Below are 19,875 nucleotides of genomic sequence, written 5' to 3'. Positions count from 1 at the left end.
GGTGATCTTATTGTCGCCACATGACCCCCCAGCCGGGCTCCGCCGGCGACGTGCTGACGCTGATCAGCGCCGGATCGGCGACGACCCGTTCCGATCTCGCGCGGCTCACCGGCCTGGCCAGATCGACGATCTCGCAGCGGGTCGACGCGCTGATCGAGCGCGGCCTGGTGGAGGAGACCGAGAGCGGCGAGTCCACCGGCGGGAGGCCGCCGCGCCAACTGCGCCTGCACACCGAGGACCACGCCTTCGCCGGCGTCGACCTGGGCGCCACGCACTGCCGCGTCGCGCTGATGGACATCTCCGGCGACGTGCTCGCCGAGTGCGAGGACTCGATGCTGATCGGCGAGGGCCCCGAGAAGGTGCTCGCCCACGTCGACCAGCGGCTCGACCGGCTGCTCGGCACGGCGGGACGGCCCAGGTCCGCTCTGCGCGCCGTCGGCATCGGGGTTCCGGGCCCCGTCGAGTTCGCCACCGGGCGGCCGAACAACCCGCCGATCATGCCCGGCTGGAACGACTACCCCGTCCCCGACTACTTCGACGGGGTGGAGGTGCTGGTCGACAACGACGTCAACGTGATGGCGCTCGGAGAGCATCGCAACTCCTTCGCCGACGCCGCCCACCTGCTGTTCGTCAAGGTCGGCACCGGCATCGGCTGCGGCATCGTGGCCCAGGGCAGGCTGCACAGGGGCGCGCAGGGCTCGGCGGGCGACATCGGCCACATCAGGGTCAGCGGCCACGAGGACGCCGGCTGCCGGTGCGGCAACAGCGCCTGCCTGGAGGCCGTGGCCGGCGGCGCCGCGATCGCCCGGCGGCTGACCGAGCTCGGCCTGGCCGCCGAGACCGGGGCCGACGTGGTGGCGCTGGTGCAGGCCGGCAACACGCAGGCGCTGCGGCTGGTCAGGGAGGCGGGCCGGCTCATCGGCGAGGTGCTGGCCAGCCTGGTCAACTTCTTCAACCCCGAGGTCATCGTCATCGGCGGGGCGCTGTCGCGCGTGCACGAGCACCTGCTCGCCGGGATCAGGGAGACGGTCTACCGCAGATCCCTCCCGCTGGCCACGCACCACCTGTCGATCACACCCAGCCGTACGGGCATCAACGCCGCCGTGCTCGGCGCCGGGATGCTCGCCATCGAGCACTACCTGTCCCCCGACAACATCAACCGCATCGTCAACGCCTGAGCAGAACGACCGCCCGACGAGAACGCTGAAAGGGATCTCCGATGCTGGTCATGAAGGGCATCGTCAAGCAGTTCCCCGGCGTGCGCGCGCTGGACGGCGTCGACCTGGACGTGCGGGCGGGCGAGGTGCACTGCCTGCTCGGCCAGAACGGCGCCGGCAAGTCCACGTTGATCAAGGTGCTGGCCGGAGCGCACCAGCCCGACGAGGGCACCATCGTGTTCAACGGCGCCGAGGTGCGCCCGAGCAGCCCGATCGACGCCATCAGGCTCGGCTTCGCCACCATCTACCAGGAACTCGACCTGGTCGACGGGCTCAGCGTGGCCGAGAACATCTTCCTCGGCCACGAGCACGCCCGCTTCGGCTTCGTGAACAGGCCGGCCGCCCGGCGCGCCGCCCGCGAGGTGCTCGAACGGCTCGGCCACGGCGAGATCCGCCCGTCGGCCGAGGTCGGCCGGCTGTCGCCGGCGGCCAAGCAGGTCGTCTCGATGGCCCGCGCGCTCTCCCACGACGCCCACCTGATCATCATGGACGAGCCGTCGGCGGCGCTCGCCCACGACGAGGTCGCCAACCTCTTCCGCATCATCCGCGAGCTCACCGCCCAGGGCGTGGCCGTGGTCTACATCTCCCACCGCCTGGAGGAGATCCGCGAGATCGGCGACCGGGTCACCGTGCTGAAGGACGGCCGTACGGTCGCCGTGGGCCTGTCCGCGCGCGACACCCCCACCACGCAGATCGTCTCCCTCATGACCGGCAGGAACGTCGAATACGTCTTCCCCGCCAAGGCGGGCCGGTCGCCGGGGGATGAGGTGCTCACCGTCGAGGGGCTGAGCTCGCCAGGGGTCTTCTCCGACGTCTCGTTCTCCGTGCGGGCGGGCGAGATCGTCGGGCTGGCCGGCCTCGTCGGCTCCGGGCGTTCGGAGATCCTCGAAGCGGTGTACGGAGCGCGCCCGGCCACCGGCCGCGTGCTGCTCGACGGCCGGCCGGTAGGCCGCACCGTCGTCGACACGGTACGCCACGGCATGGGCCTGGCCCCCGAGGAGCGCAAGGCCCAGGCGTTGCTGCTCGACCAGAGCGTCACCGCGAACATCACGCTGGGCGGCCTGACCGGGTTCGCCCGGTTCGGCTGGCTCGACCGTAAACGCGAGCGGGAGGAGGCCAGGCGGCTGGCGGAGATGCTGGACATCCGGCCGCCCGACCCCGAACGCCCGATCAGGACCCTGTCGGGCGGCAACCAGCAGAAGGCCGTGCTCGCCCGCTGGCTGCTCGGCGGCCGCAAACTCCTCCTGCTGGACGAGCCCACCAGAGGCGTGGACGTGGGCGCCAGGGCCGAACTGTACGCGGTGATCCGCGACCTGGCCGAGCAGGGCATCGGCGTGCTGCTGGTCTCCAGCGAGGTGCCCGAGGTGCTCGGCCTGGCCGACCGCGTGCTGGTGGTGCGCGAGGGGACCGTCATCCACGAGGGCGACGCCGCCGGGCTGGACGAGCACGGCGTACTCGACATGATCATGAATGGGAGGGCGGCGTGATGAGCGAGCCCACGAAAGCGCAGGCGCCCTCGGCCGCGGGAGGCGGCGGGCCGTCGCGCGGAGGCATCCCCGGGCTGGGGGCGCTGGGCGGCCTCGGCGAGATGCGGCACCTCGGCCTGCTCGGCGCGCTGGCGCTGCTGGTCGTCGTCGGCATGGTCACCCGGCCGGACAACTTCGCCACCGCCTCCAACCTGGTCAGCATCCTGTCGCTGGCCGCCACGATCGGCGTGATCACGGTCGGGGCCACGTTCGTGATCATCGGTGGCGGCATCGACCTGTCGGTGGGCGCGGTCATGGCGCTGGCATCGGTGTGGGCGACGACGGTGGCCACGCAGTCGTACGGGCCGGTGATCATGGCGATCTGCGCGATCCTCGTCGGCACCGGGGCGGGGCTGGTCAGCGGGCTGCTCATCGCCTACGGGCGGCTCGTGCCGTTCATCGCCACGCTCGCCATGCTCGTCGCCGCCCGCGGGCTGGCGCAACGCATGTCCGACCGCAAGACCCAGCTCATCGACGCCGACAACGCCGCTCTCGTGGACCTGTCGACCACCCGCGTTCTGGGCATCCCGCTGCTCGTCTACATCTTCGCGCTCGTCGTGGTGCTGGGCTGGGTCGTCCTCAACCGCACGACGTTCGGGCGGCGCACGTACGCGGTCGGCGGCAACCCCGAGGCGGCCAGGCTCGCCGGGATCGACGTGCGCAGGCACACGATGCTGCTCTACGCCCTGTCGGGGATGTGCTGCGGCATCGCCGCCATCCTCATCATGGCCCGTACGACGACGGGCTCGTCCACCCACGGAGACCTGTACGAACTCGACGCCATCGCCGCTGTGATCATCGGCGGCACGCTGCTCACCGGGGGCCGGGGCACGATCATGGGCTCGATCCTGGGCCTGCTGATCTTCACGCTCATCACGAACCTGTTCATTCTCAACGGCCTCAACACCAGCGACCAGCTGATCGCGAAGGGCCTGATCATCGTCGCCGCCGTCCTTCTCCAGCGGCGGAACCTGAAGGAGAGAGCACCATGAGTGAGAACGTCGCGCGCAGGGGATTCCTCGTCGGCGGAGCCGTCCTCTTAGCGGCGGGCTGCACCAGCAACGAGCCCGAGGCCGCGCCGAGCAGCGCGGCCGCCGTTCCGGCCCCCGCGGCCAGCGGCAACGACGAGCCGGGCCAGAAGGTGGTGATCGGCTTCTCGGCGCCGGCGGCCGACCACGGGTGGATCGCGGCCATCGCCAAGAACGCCGAGGCCACCGCGAAGCAGTACACCGACGTCGAGTTCAAGCCGGTCGAGCCGACGAACGACATCAACCAGCAGATCTCCGCGGTCGAGTCGCTCATCGCGGCCAAGGTGAACGCGCTGGTGATCCTGCCGAACGACGGCCAGCAGCTCAACCAGGTCGCGCTGCAGGCCACCGAGGCCGGCATCCCCGTCGTCAACCTCGACCGCGTCTTCCCCGACAAGCTGGCCTACCGGACGTGGGTCGGCGGCGACAACTACGGCATGGGCGTGGCGGCCGGGCACTTCATCGGCAAGCAGCTCAAGGACAAGGGCGTGGCGAACCCGGTGATCGTCGAGATCCAGGGCATCGCCACGCTGCCGCTGACCCAGGACCGCACCAAGGGCTTCGCCGACGCGCTCAAGACGTACGGGTTCAGCGTCACCGCCAAGCAGGACGCGCAGTTCACGGTGGAGACCGGCAACGAGGTGGCCACGTCGCTGCTGCAGGCGCACAAGAAGATCGACGCGCTGTGGAACCACGACGACGACCAGGGCGTCGGCGTGCTCGCCGCCATCAAGGAGGCCAACAGGAACGAGTTCATCATGGTGGGCGGGGCCGGCTCGCTGAACGCGATGAAGGAGATCCAGTCGGGCACCTCGGTGCTGCAGGCCACCGTCACCTACAGCCCGACAATGGCCTCCTCGGCGATCAAACTGGCGCGTCTGATAGCACAGGGTAAGGGCATGAGTGATCTGGTGGAGAACCAGGTTCCGCAGTCCATCACACTCGCGTCCGAGACCATCACCAAGGAGAACGTCGAGAAGTACCTGTCGCTCGGCTTCGAATCCTGATCGGGGGTTGCATGTCAGACAGAACCACCATCGGCGTGGGCATGGTCGGCTACGCCTTCATGGGCCGCGTCCACTCGCAGGCCTGGCGGAGCGTGGGGGCCTTCTTCGACCTCCCGCTGGCACCGCGCATGGCGGTGCTCGCGGGCAGGTCGAAGGAGCGCACCGAGACGGCCGCCGCGCAACTCGGCTGGGACGCCGTCGAGACGGACTGGAGAGAGCTGGTCAAGCGCGACGACGTGCAGATCGTCGACATCTGCACGCCGGGCGACTCGCACGCCGAGATCGCCGTGGCCGCGCTGGAGGCCGGCAAGCACGTCCTCTGCGAGAAGCCGCTGGCCAACACCGTCGCCGAGGCCGAGGCCATGGTGCGGGCGGCCGCGGCCGCGCCGGGGAAGAGCATGGTGGCCTTCAACTACCGGCGGGTGCCCGCGGTCGCGCTCGCCCGCCGGTACGTCGAGGAGGGCAGGCTCGGCGAGATCAGGCACGTGCGGGCGCAATACCTGCAGGACTGGATCGTCGACCCGGAGTTCCCGCTGGTCTGGCGGCTGCAGAAGGACAAGGCGGGGGCCGGCGCGCTCGGCGACATCGGCTCCCACATCGTCGACGCCGCCCAGTTCATCACCGGGCAGAACGTGGTGGGCGTGTCCGCGCTGACGGAGACGTTCATCAAGGAGCGGCCGCTGGCGGCAGAGTCGGCCGGGCTCGGCGCGACCGGCACCTCCGCCACGGGCCAGGTCACCGTCGACGACGCCGCGCTGTTCATCGGCCGGCTCTCGGGCGGGGCGGTGGCCTCGTTCGAGGCCACCCGCTTCGCCACCGGACGCAAGAACGCCATGCGCATCGAGATCAACGGCTCGCACGGCAGCCTCGCGTTCGACTTCGAGGCCATGAACGAGCTGTGGTTCAGCGCGGGCGGAGGCGGTTTCGAGCGCATCCTCGTCACCGAGCCCGACCACCCCTACGTGGGCGCCTGGTGGCCGCCCGGGCACGGGCTCGGCTACGAGCACACCTTCACCCACGAGGTCAGGGACTTCCTGGAGGCGGTCGCCACCGGAGCCGATCCCACGCCGTCGTTCGCCGACGGGCTGCGGGTGCAGCGGGTGCTGGCGGCGGTCGAGCAGAGCGCGGCTGAGGGCAGCCGCTACACGAACGTGGAGGACTGACTCATGCGACCCGTCACGCTGTTCACCGGACAGTGGGCCGACCTGCCGTTCGAGGAGGTGTGCCGGCTGGCGGCGGAGTGGGGCTACGACGGCCTGGAGATCGCCTGCTCCGGCGACCACTTCGACGTCGCCCAGGCCGTGGCCGACCCGTCGTACGTGGAGCAGAAGCGCGCCCAGCTGGACAAGCACGGCCTCAAGGTGTGGACCATCTCCAACCACCTGGTCGGCCAGGCCGTCTGCGACCTCATCGACGAGCGTCACAAGGCCATCCTGCCGGCACGCATCTGGGGCGAAGGCGACCCCGAGTCGGTGCGCCAGGCCGCCGCCGAGGACATGAAGAACACCGCGCGGGCCGCCGCGCTGCTGGGCGTGAACACGGTGGTCGGCTTCACCGGCTCGTCGATCTGGCACACCGTCGCCATGTTCCCGCCGACGCCGGCCTCGATGGTGGAGGCCGGCTATCAGGACTTCGCCGACCGCTGGAACCCGATCCTCGACGTCTTCGACGAGGTCGGCGTGCGCTTCGCGCACGAGATCCACCCGAGCGAGATCGCCTACGACTACTACACCACCCAGCGGACGCTGGAGGCCATCGGCCACCGGCCGGCGTTCGGGCTCAACTGGGACCCGTCGCACATGGTCTGGCAGGACCTCGACCCGGTGGCGTTCATCCTCGACTTCAAGGACCGCATCTACCACGTCGACTGCAAGGACACGCGCATGCGCGTGGGCGACGGCCGCAAGGGCCGCATGTCCTCGCACCTGCCGTGGGCCGACATGCGGCGCGGCTGGGACTTCGTCTCCACGGGCCGGGGCGACGTGCCGTGGGAGGACTGCTTCCGCGCACTGAACTCCATCGGGTACGACGGCCCGATCTCGATCGAATGGGAGGACGCCGGTATGGACCGGCTGGACGGGGCGCGGGAGGCGCTGAGCTACATCCGCACGCTCAACTCCATCACCCCGCCCGCCACGGCCTTCGACGCCGCCTTCTCCACCGAGTAGCACTCACGGCGATCATCCCTTCATCGGGACCACCGCGATGAAGGGATGATCGCCGTGGCGGCATGCCTTCTCGTCACGCATGCGGCGTGTCGTACGTCAACCGGGCGGAGCACGCGCCCTTGATCCAGGCGGCCATGGCACATGCACAGTTCGAGACGATCCACCCGTTCACGGATGGCAACGGCAGGGTCGGCCGGGCAATGGTCCACACGATTCTCACCCGACGTGGCCTGACACCCCATGCGATTCTCCCTATCAGCCTGGTGCTCCTCACCCGATCGGACGCCTACATCAACGGTCTGACGGCGTACAGGTACGCCGGAGACGCCGGGTCGCAGGATGCCAGGCAGGGGATCGACGCGTGGCTCCGTGTGTTCCTGGCGGCCACCGTGACCGCCGTCGAGCAGGCCGAAAGGTTCGCGGACGAGCTTGAGGAGTTGCGCCAAGTGTGGCGTGAGCGGCACCCCCGATTCCGCGAATCCCAAGGGCTGCGGCCGGTGCCGCGGGCTGACTCGGCCGTCGTGCGCCTGCTGGACCTCCTGCCCGCCGCGCCGCTCGTGACGGCCAGAACAGTGCAGGGTCTGCTCTCAGTCACGCATCCGGCCGCACGGCAGGCCCTGGAAGAACTCTCGGCGGCGGGCATCCTGCATCCGAAGCAGGTCGAGAGGAACACCAGGGGATATCTCGCTCGTGAAATCTTCGACCTGCTCACGTTGACGGAGCGCCACCTGGCGAGCACTCGCTGGGACACCCGCGAATCACCGCCGGCCCGCCTCGTGCCCGCCCGCCCTCAGCGGTGAAGGGCCAGGGCCGGATTGTCAGTCCATGATGACGATCTGGCGAAGGACCTCGCCGCCGCGCAGGGCCGCGACCGCGTCGTTCAGGTCGGCCAGGCGGATGCGTGAGCTGATCATGGATTCCAGGTCGAGCCTGCCGGCCTTGTGGAGCTTGGCGAAATACGGGAAGTCGTGGCGGACGTCCGCCTCGCCGTACAGGCTGGACAGGAGGTTCTTGCCCTCGAACAGCAGGCTGAACGCCGAGATCGACACCATGTCGTCCGCCGCGCCCGCGCCGACCACGACGACGTCGCCGCCCGCCCGCGTGACCTGCCAGGCGCCTTGGATCGTGGCCGACTTGCCGACGACCTCGAACCCGTAGTCGAAGCCCGCACCGCCGGTGAGCTCGTTGACCGCCTCGGGGACCTGCTCGGGCGTCACCGCGTGGGTGGCCCCGACCTTCTTGGCCAGCTCGTGCTTGGACTCCAGCGGGTCGACCGCGAGGATCGTGCGCGCGCCGGAGAGCCGGGCGCCCTGGATGACCGACAGGCCGACGCCGCCGCAGCCGATCACCGCCACCGTGGAGCCGGGGCGGACCTTGGCGGTGTTGATCGCGGCGCCCACGCCGGTCGTGATGCCGCAGCCGATCAGGGCCGCCGCCTCCCACGAAACGTCGTCGTCGATCTTGATGGCGCCCTGCCACGGCACGATGATCTCCTCGGCCCAGGTGCCGCACCCCGCCATCCCGAAGACCGTCGCCTCGTCGCCGCCGAGCCGGAAGTTGCCCTTGCTGAAGGACTCGATCACGTACTTCATGCACAGGTACGGCTGGCCGCCCACGCACAGGTCGCACTCCTGGCAGGCCGGGCGCCAGCTGATGACGACGTGGTCGCCCGGCTTGAGGGAGGTGACGTGCTCGCCCACCTCGACCACCTCGCCCGCGCCCTCGTGACCGGGGACGAGCGGCACGGGCTGCGGGAGCACGCCGCTCATGGCCGACAGGTCCGAGTGGCAGACGCCCGTCGCCCTGACGCGCACGCGTACGTCCGACGGCCCGACGGGGGCCAGGGTGACGTCGTCGCGGATGTCGAGCTTGTCGTTGCCTACGGCGTGCAGGATCGCGGCGCGCATGTGGAGTTCCTCCTCGGTGGGACGTGTGCGGGGGTGCCGGGGGCGGTGGACCCCCGTCGGGCTATTCCTCCAGCGAAAGGGCGGCCTTGGGGCAGGACCTCACCGCGTGGCGGACGCGGTCCCGCATCTCGGGAGGCGGTTCGGGCAGCAGGATGTGCAGCTGGTCGTCGTCGTCCACCTCGAACACCTCGGGCGCGAGGCCCATGCACACGGCGTTGGCCTCGCAGACCAGCTCGTCCACGGTGACTTTCATGCGAGCCTCCTGTGATCCCATGAGACCACTTTTGTGCGCTCGACGACGTACGCAACCCGTTTGAGCCCGGTTTTCTCCACGTACGGGCGCAGCAGCTCGTCCGGCACGCCGGGCGTCGTCCTGCGGGCGACCATCATGCCGACGTCCATGACGCGGTCGCGGTCGTCCAGCCGCCCTGCCTTGCCGTACACCAGGACGCCGCGCAGCTCGTCGTAGGCGTCGCCGGTCTCGACGAGGCAGGTCACCCGGGGATCGCGGGCGAGGTTGCGGGCCTTCTGCGACTTGGCGTACGTCCAGAAGGCGATCCGTCCCTCGGAGAGGCCGTAGAACATGGTCACCAGGTGCGGCGTGCCGTCCCTGTTGACGGTGGCCAGCTGCAGCTTGCGTGCGGCCTCCAGGAAGGCGGTGACGTCGTCGTCGGACATCGCGATGCGAGCGCGCTGATTCACGTTGCCAAGTAGAACAGGTTGCAGAAGTGCCGGGCAAGAGCCCGACGGAATGTTATTCGGTTCGGCTAGGGTGCATGCCATGACCATGCCGTCAGAGCTGCTCCGCGCGGCCGAGCACGCCAAGGGGTTCATGCCGCCCGAGGAGGGGATCGCCCTCTTCGAGACGGCCCTCCGCTACGGCGCGCTCGGCCCCATCTGCGAGATCGGCACCTACTGCGGCAAGTCGGCGATCTACCTCGGCGCGGCGGCCAGGCAGGCAGGGTCCGTGGTCGTCACCGTCGACCACCACCGGGGCTCCGAGGAGATCCAGCCGGGCTGGGCCCACCACGACCCGACGCTGGTCGACGTGCGGTTCGGGAAGATGGACTCCCTGCCGACGTTCCGGGCCACGATCGCGGCGGCGGGCCTGGAGGACGAGGTGATCGCGGTCGTCGGGAGGTCGGAGCGGGTCGCCGGGCTCTGGAACACCCCGCTCGGCATGCTGTTCATCGACGGCGGCCACTCCGACGAGCCGGTGACCCTCGACTACGAGGGCTGGGCGCCGCACGTGATGGAGGGCGGCGCGCTGGCCTTCCACGACATCCATCCCGACCCGGCCGACGGCGGGCAGGGCCCCTACCGGGTCTACCAGCGGGCGCTGGCGTCGGGCGCGTTCGCCGAGGTGGCGGTGCACGGCTCGCTCCGCGTGCTGGAGCGCGTCGGCCAGGGGATCTAGACGCGCGATCGGGCGTTGCCCGCAGCTGCTTCCCCGACCCGCGTCTCGGGCGTCGTGAGCGCCACCGCGAGCGCCACGAGGGCGACGACGAGCAGGTAAAGGCCCGGCGACACCGGCGTGCCCGTGAAATCGACCAGCCAGGTGGAGACGAACGGCGCCGTACCGCCGAAGAGCGCGAGGGCCACGTTGTAGCTGATGGCGGCGCCCGTGACGCGGGTCGCCGGCGGGAGCAGCTCGACGAAGAAGGTGTAGCTGCCCCCTCCGTACGCGCACAGCGCCGCGGCGAGCAGCAGTTGCCCGGCCGCCGCTGCGGCCAGGGAGCCGCTCGTGACCAGGAGGAACGCGGGCATGCTGACCACCGCGACCGCCGCGGCGCCGGCGATCAGCATAGGCTTGCGGCCGAACGCGTCGGAGAGCCTGCCGCCGACCGGCAGCAGCACCGTGAAGGTGAGCAGCGCGACGGCGTTGGCCACGAGCGACTCCAGCAGGCTCAGCCCGGCGACCGTCTGCAGGGAGGTGACGAGATAGCCGACGAGGACGTAGAAACCGAGCCCGGACAGGGCCATGACGGCGAAGATCCGACCCAGCCGGGTCCCGTTGCCGCGCAGGCTGCCGCGCACCGGGTGGCGCTCGATCGCGTGGTCCCGCTCGAGCTCCCGGAACACCGGGCTCTCCTCGGTACGCCCGCGGATGTAGCCGCCGATCAGGGAGAGCGGCAGGGCCACCAGGAACGGGACGCGCCAGCCCCACGAGGCGTAGGCCGCGTCGGGGAGCGCTCCGGAGACCGCAATGATGAACACCAGGGCGGCCACGGACGCCGCCCCCGTGGCCGCGACCGAGATGGCGATCCAGGTGCCGCGGCGCTCGAACGGCGCGTGTTCGAGCACGAACGAGGGCGCGCCGACCGCCTCACCACCCGCCGAGAACCCCTGCACCAGGCGGCACAGGACCAGCAGGACGGGCGCCACGGTCCCGGCGGCCGCATACGTCGGCAGCAACCCGATCAGCGCGGTCGCCACGCCCATGCACATGAGCGTCGCGTAGAGGACGGCCCGTCGCCCGGCGCGGTCGGCCAGCGCGCCGAAGAACACCCCGCCGAGCGGCCGGGCCACGAACGCGACACCGTACACGGCGAAGACCGACAGGAGGCTCGCCACCGGGCTCGCGCCCGGGAAGAACGCCTCGGCGACGGCCACGGCCGAGAAGCCGTAGATCGCGAAGTCGTAGAACTCGACGAACTGGCCCGTTCCGGCGCCGAGGAGCACCCGCCGCTGCGCCGCGGTCGTGCCACCGGGGCTGATGAAGTCGCTCATCAAGGAGGGAGATGTTTCCTTTCGACCTGGTGGTCAGACCGAGAAGGTTAGCGTGCGTGCGGGCCGGAGCCAGAGCCGGTGGTCAGGTGCGCAGGCGGCGGGTCCATGAGCGGCGGGTCTGTGCCTGCCAGCCGCGGAAGTCCTCGTGCGTGTGCGCCTCGTGCCCGAGCGCGATGAGCGCCTGATCGGTCCACGAGGCCGCCTCCTCCGGGTCGGTGCCGGCCAGGATCGGCACGGCTCGCGCCGCGTGGCCGGGCAGCAGGCCCGACCGCAGCCGCGCGGCCACGGCGAACGCGCACCCCTGCGCCAGGTGTGCCCGGAACCCGTCGGCGCCCGCGTGCTCGGCCAGCCACCACAACTCGTCGGTCCCGGCCCCGCCCGTGTAGGTGGCGGCGAACCCGATCCCGCTCCACAGATCGGCCCGCCGCCCCGCGGGGAACCCGGCGATCCTGGCGGCGAGGTCGCCGGCCGAGGCGCCATCGTGGTACCACAGCAGCCGCCCCAGCCCCTGGTCGAACACGGCGCAGTGCGCCCTGGTGAGCAGGTCGGGCATCATCCGCTCGCCCACCATCCGGTCCGCCCTGGCCAGGCTCCACTGGAACCCGAACCCGTCGACGGCGAGCCAGCGCAGCAGCGGATGGGCGCGCCGGGCGCCCCGGACGGGCCGCAGGCGCAGCAGCGCGTACCCGCGGCCGGCGCCGAGGTAGGCGGCGTGGCGGTGGTGCTGGGCGGGGCCGGCCAGTAGCTCGTGAAGGCGCCGGCCCCGGGTCAGCGTGAGAAGGTCGAGGACGGTGCAGGCGGCGGCAGCCCCTTCGTAGCCGAAGGGCCGCTGCTCAGCCGAGACTTCCTCGATCTTCTCGACTTCTCGCGACATCACCGCGTTGAAGCCGAAAACGTACGACTTTTCGGCATCGGTGAATTCTGTCGGAGAAGCTCCATCTCTGAGCCGGAACCTTCGCCGGCCCAGATCGGACTCCCGTGCGTCTTTGGCCAGGAACCTCCGCCATCCGCGCGCCGGAGACAGTGTCGGCTCGGTCCTGACCTGGTCCAAGAACGTTGTTGTGCCCGTGTCGCCCACGCTTCCCCCGAAGACGTCTCGTACCGGCCACTGACGAAGCTAGTTACCTCATTGGGCCTTTCATCGGCGGCGCACCGGATTTCCCCGGCAAAGAACCCGCAAAAGCCCTTGTGGACCGCCGAAGTACCAGGTCAGACGCCTTCGCCCGGGCGCCCTTCGGTCACCGGGGGAGGCAGTCGCCGGCCTGTCCCGGCGGCGCAGCCGCAGACGTCCGGGTCGAACACGGACGTTCCCGCGATGTCGCGGAACAACCCGGATCCCGGGGAGATGCCCAGCAGCGCGTCGGCCGCCAGGACGACCGCCGCCGCGGTGTAGCCGGACCGCTCGTGCGGGAAGTGCTTGCGGTTGGCGTACTGCCAGCCCGTCCAGTACGAGCCGTCCTCGTGCCGCAGATGCTGCACGTCGGCGAACAGCGCGGCCGCCCGGTCCCGATCGCCCAGCGCGTCGAGCGCCAGCACCAGCTCGCACGTCTCCGCCCCCGTCACCCACGGCTGGTCGGACACGCACCTGATGCCGAGACCCGGCACCACGAACGTCGCCCACTCGCGCTCCAGCAGTTCGTACGCCTGCCGCCCGCGCACCGCCCCGCCCAGCACCGGGTAGTACCAGTCCATGGAGAAGCGGCTCTTGTCCGCGAACGCCTCGGGATGCGCCGCCAGCACGTGCGCCAGCCGGTCGGCGGCCAGCTCCCAGTGGGGTTGCGGGTCGCCCAGATGGTCGGCGAGCAGCACGCCGCAGCGCAGCCCATGGTGGATGGAGGAGCAGCCGGTGAGCAGCGCGTACGCCGAGGGCCTGCCCTGCGCGTCGCGCTCCCAGGCGATCTCGCCCCGCTCGGTCTGCAGCCCCGCCACGTAGTCGAGCGCGGCCTTGACCATGGGCCAGCTCTCCTCGGTGAAGCGCTGGTCAGCGGTGACGAGATGGTGGTGCCAGACGCCGGCGGCGACGTAGGCGGCGTGGTTGGTCTCGCCGCCCGGCTCCGTGGGCACGCCGTCGACCAGCTTCATCGGCCACGAGCCGTCGGCGCGCTGGTGGCGGGCCAGCCAGGCGTAGCCGCGGCGTACCGGCTCCGCCAGCCCGGCGACGGACATAGCCATCAGGCACTCGATGTGGTTCCACGCGTCGACGTGGCCCTCCGGCCACGGCACGCCGCCGTCGTCCTGCTGTATCGCCGCGATGCTCCCGGCCGTACGCACGACCTCCGCGTGGGAGATCATGGCTTCCGGACGTAGAGGACCACGCTCTTGCCGATGACCGGGTTGAGCACGGCCTCGGCGATCCTGGTCGCGGCAGGGCGTTTCATGATGTCCCAGACCAGCAGCTCGTGGTACGCCTTGGCGAGCGGGTGGTCGTCGTTGTTGACGCCGACCGCGCACTTGATCCACCAGTAGGGCGCGTGCAGGCCGTGGGCGTGGTGGTGCGGTCCGATCACGAACCCGGCGGACTTCAGCTTGGCCGACAGCTCCGCCAGCGTGTAGATGCGCACGTGGCCGCCTGGCGCCGTGTGATAGTCCTCGTCCAGCGCCCAGCAGATGCGCTCGGGCAGGAAGCTCGGCACGGTCACCGCGGCCGTGCCGCCGGGCCGCAGCACGCGGAAGATCTCACGCATGGCCGCCATGTCGTCGGGGATGTGCTCCAGCACCTCGGCGGCGATGACCCGGTCGAAGGCGCCGTCGTCGAACGGCATGTCCAGCGCCGTGCCCTGGACGGTATCCCCGGCGCCGCCCTCGGGCACCTCACCCGCCTTGTCCATGGCCGCGAACATGGCCGCCACGCTGTCCAGCTCCGCCTGATCCATGTCGAACGCGGTCACGTCCGCGCCCCGGCGGAGCACCTCGAAGGCGTGCCTGCCGCCGCCGCATCCCAGGTCGAGCACGCGTACGCCGGGGCCGACGGGAAACCGGGCGAAGTCCACGGTCAGCACTTGTCGCTTCTCCTCGTGATCGAGTTCTGGTCAGCTCGCGCGGGCCGCGATGGCCTCGCGGTAGGCCTCGACGGTCCGCTTGGCCACGACGTGCCAGGTGTAGCGCTCCATGACGCGGTCGTATCCGGCTTTGCCGACGCGTTCGCGCTCCTCGGGGGAGTCGTGCAGTCGGCGCAGCGCCGCGGCCAGCTCCTCGGCGTCGCCCGGCGGCACCTGCACGGCCGCGTCGCCCACGACCTCGGGAAGCGCGCCCGTACGGCTGGCCACCAGGGGCGTGCCGCAGGCCATGTGCTCGACGGCGGGCAGCGAGAAACCTTCATAGAGCGAGGGCACGACGGAGATCTCCGAGGTGGCGATCAGCTCGCCCAGCTCGTCGTCGGAGATGCCGTGCACGAAGCGCACGCGGTCCTGCAGCGACAGCTCCTGGACGAGCTGCTCGGTGGGGCCGCCCGGGGTGGGCCGGCTGACGACGGTGAGGTGGACGTCGCGCTCGGTGGCCAGTTTCGCCACGGCCCTGAGCAGCGTCGCGACGCCTTTCATCGGCGAGTCGGCGCTGGCCACCGCCACGATGGACCCCTTGCGTCGGGGTTTGCCGGGGCGGGGGTGGAAGTAACGGGTGTCCACGCCGAGGGGGATCAGGCGCATGTTGGCCTGGGGGACGTTGAAGTCGCGGTGGATGTCGGCCAGCGACGACTCGCTGACGGTCAGGATCGGGCTGAGCCGGGGAGCGACGCGGGCCTGCATCTTGACGAACGCGTACCACCGGCGCATGGTCAGCTTCTTCGTGCCGCGGGCGGCTTCGAGCTCGATGCGGCGGTCGACGCTGATCGGGTGGTGGATGGTGCCGACGACGGGGAACAACTTCTGGATGCCCAGCAGGCCGTAGCCGAGGGTCTGGTTGTCCTGCACGACGTCGAAGTCGCCGACCCGCTTCTTCAGCTCGCGGTAGGCCCGCAGTGTGAACGTCAGCGGCTCGGGGAAGCCGGCCGTCCACATGGTGCCGACCTCGAGGCAGTCGATCCAGTCGCGATATTCGCGCAGCTTGGGCGTTCTGAACGGGTCTTCGTCGCGGTAGAGGTCGAGGCTGGGCACCTCGCGCAGGATGACGCCGTCGTCGAGCTCGGGGTACGGCTGGCCGGAGTACACCTCGACGTGGTGCCCGAGTGCGACGAGTTCGCGGCTCAGATGGCGGAGGTAAACGCCCTGGCCGCCGCAGGTGGGTTTGCTGCGGTAGGACAGCAGCGCGATCCGCAGCGTTCGCTCCCGCACGGACACCCCTTTCTCGCCGGTAAGGCCCGGAGACGGGCGTGTACCGTAAAGATGACCTTAGTCCGAGAAGGCTACCATCCGGTAGGTTGCCGAGAATTGTTCACAGTGGCTCTCACAGGCCGTGCGAACTGCGAAGTTGCAGTAACCGAGCGTGGTTCGGTGGAACGCGTTCTAGGTGGCTTGATGCCCTATCAGGGCGCTTAGCTGTACATTCCCGTCCCAAAGGGACGCGGGACGCGATCGTTGGAGGACCCCTTGGCCAGGCGCGCTCTGATCACCGGCATCACCGGCCAGGATGGTTCTTACTTGGCGGAGCACCTGCTGGAGCAGGGCTACGAGGTCTGGGGGCTGGCCAGGGGGCAGGCGAACCCGCGGGTGTCCAGGATGCGCAAGCTGCTCGCCGACGTACGCGTGGTGCGGGGCGACCTGCTCGACCAGGGTTCGCTGATCTCCGCGGTGGAACGCGTTCAGCCCGACGAGGTCTACAACCTGGGCGCGATCTCGTTCGTGCCCATGTCGTGGGAGCAGGCCGAGCTCACGGCCGAGGTGACCGGGATGGGCGTGTTGCGGATGCTTGAGGCGATCCGCGTGTGCTCGGGCGTGTCGCGGGGCGGTGGGGGTGCCGGCTCCTCCGGACAGATCCGCTTTTATCAGGCTTCGTCCTCCGAAATGTTCGGCCAGGTCAGCGAAACCCCGCAGACCGAGAGCACCGCGTTCCACCCGCGCTCGCCGTACGGGGTGGCGAAGGCGTACGGGCACTTCCTCACCCAGAACTACCGCGAGTCGTACGGGATGTTCGCGGTGTCCGGGATCCTGTTCAACCACGAGTCGCCGCGGCGCGGCGCCGAGTTCGTCACCAGGAAGGTGTCGCTCGGGGTGGCCAGGATCAAGCTGGGGCTGGCCACGCAGCTGCGCCTCGGCAACCTGGAGGCCCGGCGCGACTGGGGGTTCGCCGGCGACTACGTCAAGGCGATGCACCTGATGCTGCAGGCCGCCAGCCCCGAGGACTACGTGATCGGGACCGGGCGGATGAAGTCGGTCAGGGAGCTGACGGAGGCGGCGTTCGCGGCCGCGGGGCTCGACTGGGAGCGGCACGTCGTGACCGACCAGGCGCTGCACCGGCCGGCCGAGGTCGACCTGCTCTGCGCCGACCCGAAGAAGGCGCGCACGCAGCTGGGGTGGGAGCCGAAGGTCTCCTTCGACGAGCTCGTCGCCATGATGGTCGACTCCGATCTGCGGCTCCTCACCGACGGCGGCGATCCCGATCAGGACTCTTCCTGGCCATAAACCATCTTCGTTCTTCACGGCACAGCCAGGGCCTGCCAGTCGTCGTCGTTGGCTCGCGTCTGTCCAGGGGAACGGCCGCTGACCGGTCAGCGGCGCGCCACCGTTACGGCGCGCACGTTCACCGGGGGCGTGGTTGATCCGGCGCCGGCCGTCGCCCCTGGCACGGTGGTCCCGGTTCGCGCGGTCGTTGCCGGTGTGGCTGCCTTGATGCGCGCGGTAGTCGTCGGTGTGTTCTCGGTTCGTACGGTTGTTGGCGATGTGGCCGTCCCGGTTCGCGCGGTCGTCGTCGGCGGGGTCGTTTCCTTGTCCGGTTCGCCGATCTCGCCGGGTTGGACGGGTTCGCCGGGTTGGACGGCTCGGCGGTAGGCGCCTGGGGTCAGGCCGAAGTAGCGGGTGAACCAGCGGGTCAGGTGGCTCTGGTCGGCGAAGCCCGTCGTGGTGGCGGCCGCGCTGATGGGGACGCCGTCGGCGATCAGCGCGCGGGCGGTCCTGAGCCGTAGCTGGCGCTGGTAGTCGCTCGGCGGCAGGCCGTACTCGGCGTGGAAGGCACGGTAGACCGTGTAGCGGCTGGCGCCGGCGGCGCGGGCCAGGTCGTCGATGGTCAGATCGTCCAGCAGGCGGTCGTGCAGGAGCTGCCTGACCTGTCGCGCCACCCGCGCCGACCTTCCCGCCGGGCCCGCCGGGTGGATCGGGCGGGTGGCGGCGCGGCGTACGAGCTGGGTGATCGTCGTCGTGAGCAGCTCGTCGCGGCGCAGCGACGGCGCCTCGCCCAGCAGGGCGCTGTGCAGGGAGCGCAGCGCGCCCGCCAGGCCGGGGTCGTCGACCACGGGCTCGATGAAGAGAGGCAGGCCCGTCGGGCGGCCCGTCGCGTCCGTCAGGGTGTCGGAGACGAGCTCGGGGCCGATGTGCACGATCCGGTAGGTGAACCCGAGGGCGTCGGTGGCGTGGCCGTCGTGCGGGTCCTCGGGATTGAAGGCCATGATCATGCCCGCCGCGCTGGTGTGCGCGGACCCCCTGCAGCTGAACGACTGCGCGCCGGTCTCCGTGACCCCGAAAGAGTAGGTCTCGTGGCTGTGCCGGTGGTAGACGTGCCGTTCGAAGTGGGCGTGCATGACCTCGAGCGGGCGGTCGGGTGAGCGCCAGTAGCGCGACCAGTCCTGCGCCATCTCTGCATTCTCCCCTCCCTATTGACAAGAAGTATTTTTACGTAAAGGATAGTTTTTGCGATGAGAGACATCCTGTACCTGGAAGAGATCGAGCAGGCCGAGGCGCTGCTCAAACCGCAGCGCGTGGAGGTGCTGCGGCAGCTGGCCGAGCCGCGCACCTGCTCGCAGGTCGCCGAACGGCTCGGCCAGACGCCGCAGCGGGTCTACTACCACGTCAAGCGGCTGGTCGACGCCGGCCTCGTCGACCTGGTGTCCGAGCGCAAGGTCCGCGGGATCAGCGAGGGCATCTATCAGGCGGGCGCGCGGTCGTACTGGCTGTCGCCGCGCCTGGTGGGCCGGATCGGGCTGCGCAAGGCGCGCGACGAGCTCAGCCTCGGCTACCTGCTCGACCTCATGGAAGAGGTGCAGGCGGACATCGCGGCGCTCGACAGGACCGCGCCCGAGCTGCCGTCACTCGGCCTGTCCGGCGAGATCCACGTCCGCCAGGAAAACCGGCACCAGTTCATGACCGAGCTGCAGGCCATGCTGCAGGACCTGTTCACCCGGTACGGCGGCGCGGAAGGTGACGCCTTCAAGATCGCCGTCGCTTGCTACCCCAAGACCACGGACCACACAGAGGAAGAGCAAGACGATGACTGAGCCCATGATCATTCGTGTCCGCGTCCAGGCGCCGCTCAAGACGGTCAGGCACGCGCTCACCGACCCGGCCGCGCTGCGCGTCTGGCTGGCCGAGCACGCCGAGGTGGCGCTGCCCGCCACGTTCGGGTTCTGGGGGCGCACCATCCCCGAAGGCGACGCGCCGCACCAGCGGCCGCTGCACGCCGACGAGCGCACCCTGCGGTTCGCGTGGCTGCTCGACGGCGAAGAGACGACCACCGAGTTCACGCTGGAGGAGGACGGCGACGCGACCATCGTGTCGGTGTCCCAGACGCACTTCGACTTCCAGGACGTGATCACGGGCAAAAGCATCCGGGGCGTGCTGCAGACGTTCTGGTGCTGCGCCCTCGCCAACCTCGCCGAGCACCTCGAAGGGCGCGAGCTCACGCCGAAAGTCGACTTCTCCACCTCGGAGATGCGGGCCCAGATCACGATCGACGCCTCGCCGTCCGACGTGTTCGACTCGCTGACCGACTCGGAGGCGGTGACGCGGTGGTTCGGCTATCCCGTCGACATCGAGCCGTACGTGGGCGGGCGCTTCGCCATGGGCGGGCTGGCCAACAACCCCGACCCGGCCAAGGTGGTCGAACTCGAGCCCGCCCGCAAACTCTCCGTGGACTGGGGCGACACGGGCATCGGGACGTGGGAGCTGGAGGGGTCCGGCGGCAAGACGCGGATGACGATGGTGCAGAGCGGGTTCGACGAGGACCGGCCCCCGTACGCGGCGTGGGGCGGGTTCCTGTCGGGGCTCGCGGAGCTGCGGCGCTACCACGAGGTGGCGGACTGGACGCCGATGTTCCTGCCGTAACCTCCCGCAGCCTTGGTTGGCCGCCCTGGCCCGTAACCTTGGTTCGCCGCCTTGGCCCGCCGCCTTGGCCCGCCGCCTTGGCCCGCCGCCCCCACCGCCTTGGTCC

The 19,875-nt window shown here is 70.3% G+C and carries 20 protein-coding genes; 11 read left to right on the top strand and 9 right to left on the bottom strand.

Annotated elements, in window-relative coordinates; all coding sequences use genetic code 11:
• Positions 1 to 20 precede the first annotated feature (20 nt).
• From E1292_RS08885 to E1292_RS54830, 7 genes are all read left to right on the top strand, one after another.
• The gene (locus tag E1292_RS08885) at positions 21 to 1,178 is read left to right on the top strand and encodes an ROK family transcriptional regulator (RefSeq protein WP_132593916.1); all 1,158 of its coding nucleotides are present in this window, start codon (positions 21 to 23) and stop codon (positions 1,176 to 1,178) included.
• 41 nt (positions 1,179 to 1,219) lie between these two features.
• The gene (locus E1292_RS08880) at positions 1,220 to 2,704 is read left to right on the top strand and encodes a sugar ABC transporter ATP-binding protein (RefSeq protein ID WP_132593914.1); all 1,485 of its coding nucleotides are present in this window, start codon (positions 1,220 to 1,222) and stop codon (positions 2,702 to 2,704) included.
• The gene (locus E1292_RS08875; protein ID WP_165974452.1) at positions 2,704 to 3,735 is read left to right on the top strand and encodes an ABC transporter permease; all 1,032 of its coding nucleotides are present in this window, start codon (positions 2,704 to 2,706) and stop codon (positions 3,733 to 3,735) included. The genes E1292_RS08880 and E1292_RS08875 overlap by 1 nt, the downstream gene beginning before the upstream one ends.
• Positions 3,732 to 4,778 (top strand): ABC transporter substrate-binding protein, encoded by a 1,047-nt coding sequence (locus tag E1292_RS08870; RefSeq protein WP_132593912.1) that lies wholly within the window; start codon positions 3,732 to 3,734, stop codon positions 4,776 to 4,778. The genes E1292_RS08875 and E1292_RS08870 overlap by 4 nt, the downstream gene beginning before the upstream one ends.
• Positions 4,779 to 4,789: 11 nt before the next feature.
• Positions 4,790 to 5,941 (top strand): Gfo/Idh/MocA family protein, encoded by a 1,152-nt coding sequence (locus E1292_RS08865; RefSeq protein ID WP_132593910.1) that lies wholly within the window; start codon positions 4,790 to 4,792, stop codon positions 5,939 to 5,941.
• 3 nt (positions 5,942 to 5,944) lie between these two features.
• Complete coding sequence (locus E1292_RS08860; protein ID WP_132593908.1) at positions 5,945 to 6,946, top strand: sugar phosphate isomerase/epimerase family protein; 1,002 nt, start codon at positions 5,945 to 5,947, stop codon at positions 6,944 to 6,946.
• Between the two features lie 62 nt (positions 6,947 to 7,008).
• On the top strand, positions 7,009 to 7,746 hold the full coding sequence (locus E1292_RS54830; RefSeq protein WP_132593906.1) for a Fic family protein: 738 nt from the start codon (positions 7,009 to 7,011) through the stop codon (positions 7,744 to 7,746).
• An 18-nt stretch (positions 7,747 to 7,764) separates the two neighbouring features.
• Here the strand turns inward: E1292_RS54830 and E1292_RS08850 are convergent, their stop codons facing one another.
• The 3 genes from E1292_RS08850 to E1292_RS08840 all read right to left on the bottom strand — a co-directional run bounded on the left by E1292_RS08850 (position 7,765) and on the right by E1292_RS08840 (position 9,555).
• Positions 7,765 to 8,853 carry a Zn-dependent alcohol dehydrogenase gene (locus E1292_RS08850; RefSeq protein WP_132593904.1) on the bottom strand — a complete coding sequence of 363 codons (1,089 nt, stop codon included), beginning with the start codon at positions 8,851 to 8,853 and terminating at the stop codon, positions 7,765 to 7,767.
• A 61-nt stretch (positions 8,854 to 8,914) separates the two neighbouring features.
• Positions 8,915 to 9,106 (bottom strand): ferredoxin, encoded by a 192-nt coding sequence (locus E1292_RS08845; RefSeq protein ID WP_132593902.1) that lies wholly within the window; start codon positions 9,104 to 9,106, stop codon positions 8,915 to 8,917.
• The gene (locus tag E1292_RS08840; RefSeq protein WP_132593900.1) at positions 9,103 to 9,555 is read right to left on the bottom strand and encodes a pyridoxamine 5'-phosphate oxidase family protein; all 453 of its coding nucleotides are present in this window, start codon (positions 9,553 to 9,555) and stop codon (positions 9,103 to 9,105) included. Before E1292_RS08840 ends, E1292_RS08845 begins: the two co-directional genes overlap by 4 nt.
• 85 nt (positions 9,556 to 9,640) lie before the next feature.
• Between E1292_RS08840 and E1292_RS08835 the strand changes: the two genes are divergently transcribed.
• Complete coding sequence (locus E1292_RS08835) at positions 9,641 to 10,270, top strand: class I SAM-dependent methyltransferase (RefSeq protein WP_132594055.1); 630 nt, start codon at positions 9,641 to 9,643, stop codon at positions 10,268 to 10,270.
• Here the strand turns inward: E1292_RS08835 and E1292_RS08830 are convergent.
• The 5 genes from E1292_RS08830 to E1292_RS08810 all read right to left on the bottom strand — a co-directional run bounded on the left by E1292_RS08830 (position 10,267) and on the right by E1292_RS08810 (position 15,857).
• Complete coding sequence (locus tag E1292_RS08830; protein WP_132593898.1) at positions 10,267 to 11,583, bottom strand: MFS transporter; 1,317 nt, start codon at positions 11,581 to 11,583, stop codon at positions 10,267 to 10,269. The two genes, E1292_RS08835 and E1292_RS08830, sit on opposite strands and share 4 nt — an antisense overlap.
• 82 nt (positions 11,584 to 11,665) lie before the next feature.
• Positions 11,666 to 12,661, bottom strand: a complete 996-nt coding sequence (locus E1292_RS08825) for a DUF1702 family protein (RefSeq protein WP_132593896.1) — start codon at positions 12,659 to 12,661, stop codon at positions 11,666 to 11,668.
• A 131-nt stretch (positions 12,662 to 12,792) separates the two neighbouring features.
• Complete coding sequence (locus tag E1292_RS08820; protein WP_165974450.1) at positions 12,793 to 13,875, bottom strand: glycoside hydrolase family 15 protein; 1,083 nt, start codon at positions 13,873 to 13,875, stop codon at positions 12,793 to 12,795.
• Positions 13,872 to 14,582 (bottom strand): class I SAM-dependent methyltransferase, encoded by a 711-nt coding sequence (locus tag E1292_RS08815; RefSeq protein ID WP_181958203.1) that lies wholly within the window; start codon positions 14,580 to 14,582, stop codon positions 13,872 to 13,874. The genes E1292_RS08820 and E1292_RS08815 overlap by 4 nt, the downstream gene beginning before the upstream one ends.
• A 30-nt stretch (positions 14,583 to 14,612) precedes the next feature.
• On the bottom strand, positions 14,613 to 15,857 hold the full coding sequence (locus E1292_RS08810; RefSeq protein ID WP_132593894.1) for a glycosyltransferase family 4 protein: 1,245 nt from the start codon (positions 15,855 to 15,857) through the stop codon (positions 14,613 to 14,615).
• A 249-nt stretch (positions 15,858 to 16,106) separates the two neighbouring features.
• On the opposite strand from E1292_RS08810, the gene E1292_RS08805 reads away from it, so the two are divergent.
• The gene (locus E1292_RS08805; RefSeq protein WP_132593891.1) at positions 16,107 to 17,138 is read left to right on the top strand and encodes a GDP-mannose 4,6-dehydratase; all 1,032 of its coding nucleotides are present in this window, start codon (positions 16,107 to 16,109) and stop codon (positions 17,136 to 17,138) included.
• An 86-nt stretch (positions 17,139 to 17,224) separates the two neighbouring features.
• On the opposite strand, the gene E1292_RS08800 is transcribed toward E1292_RS08805, so the two are convergent.
• The gene (locus E1292_RS08800) at positions 17,225 to 18,304 is read right to left on the bottom strand and encodes an AraC family transcriptional regulator (RefSeq protein ID WP_132593889.1); all 1,080 of its coding nucleotides are present in this window, start codon (positions 18,302 to 18,304) and stop codon (positions 17,225 to 17,227) included.
• Between the two features lie 60 nt (positions 18,305 to 18,364).
• Between E1292_RS08800 and E1292_RS08795 the strand changes: the two genes are divergently transcribed.
• Together E1292_RS08795 and E1292_RS08790 are read left to right on the top strand one after the other, a co-directional pair.
• Positions 18,365 to 18,943, top strand: a complete 579-nt coding sequence (locus E1292_RS08795) for a winged helix-turn-helix domain-containing protein (protein WP_132593887.1) — start codon at positions 18,365 to 18,367, stop codon at positions 18,941 to 18,943.
• Complete coding sequence (locus E1292_RS08790; RefSeq protein WP_132593885.1) at positions 18,936 to 19,769, top strand: SRPBCC family protein; 834 nt, start codon at positions 18,936 to 18,938, stop codon at positions 19,767 to 19,769. The genes E1292_RS08795 and E1292_RS08790 overlap by 8 nt, the downstream gene beginning before the upstream one ends.
• The last annotated feature ends 106 nt before the right edge of the window (positions 19,770 to 19,875 follow it).

It is taken from the genome of Nonomuraea deserti, from assembly GCF_004348685.1.
In the GTDB taxonomy this organism is placed as follows: Bacteria; Actinomycetota; Actinomycetes; order Streptosporangiales; family Streptosporangiaceae; genus Nonomuraea; species Nonomuraea deserti.
The sequence above is the reverse complement of the archived record's forward strand: the minus strand, read 5'-3'. Positions and strand labels throughout refer to the sequence as shown.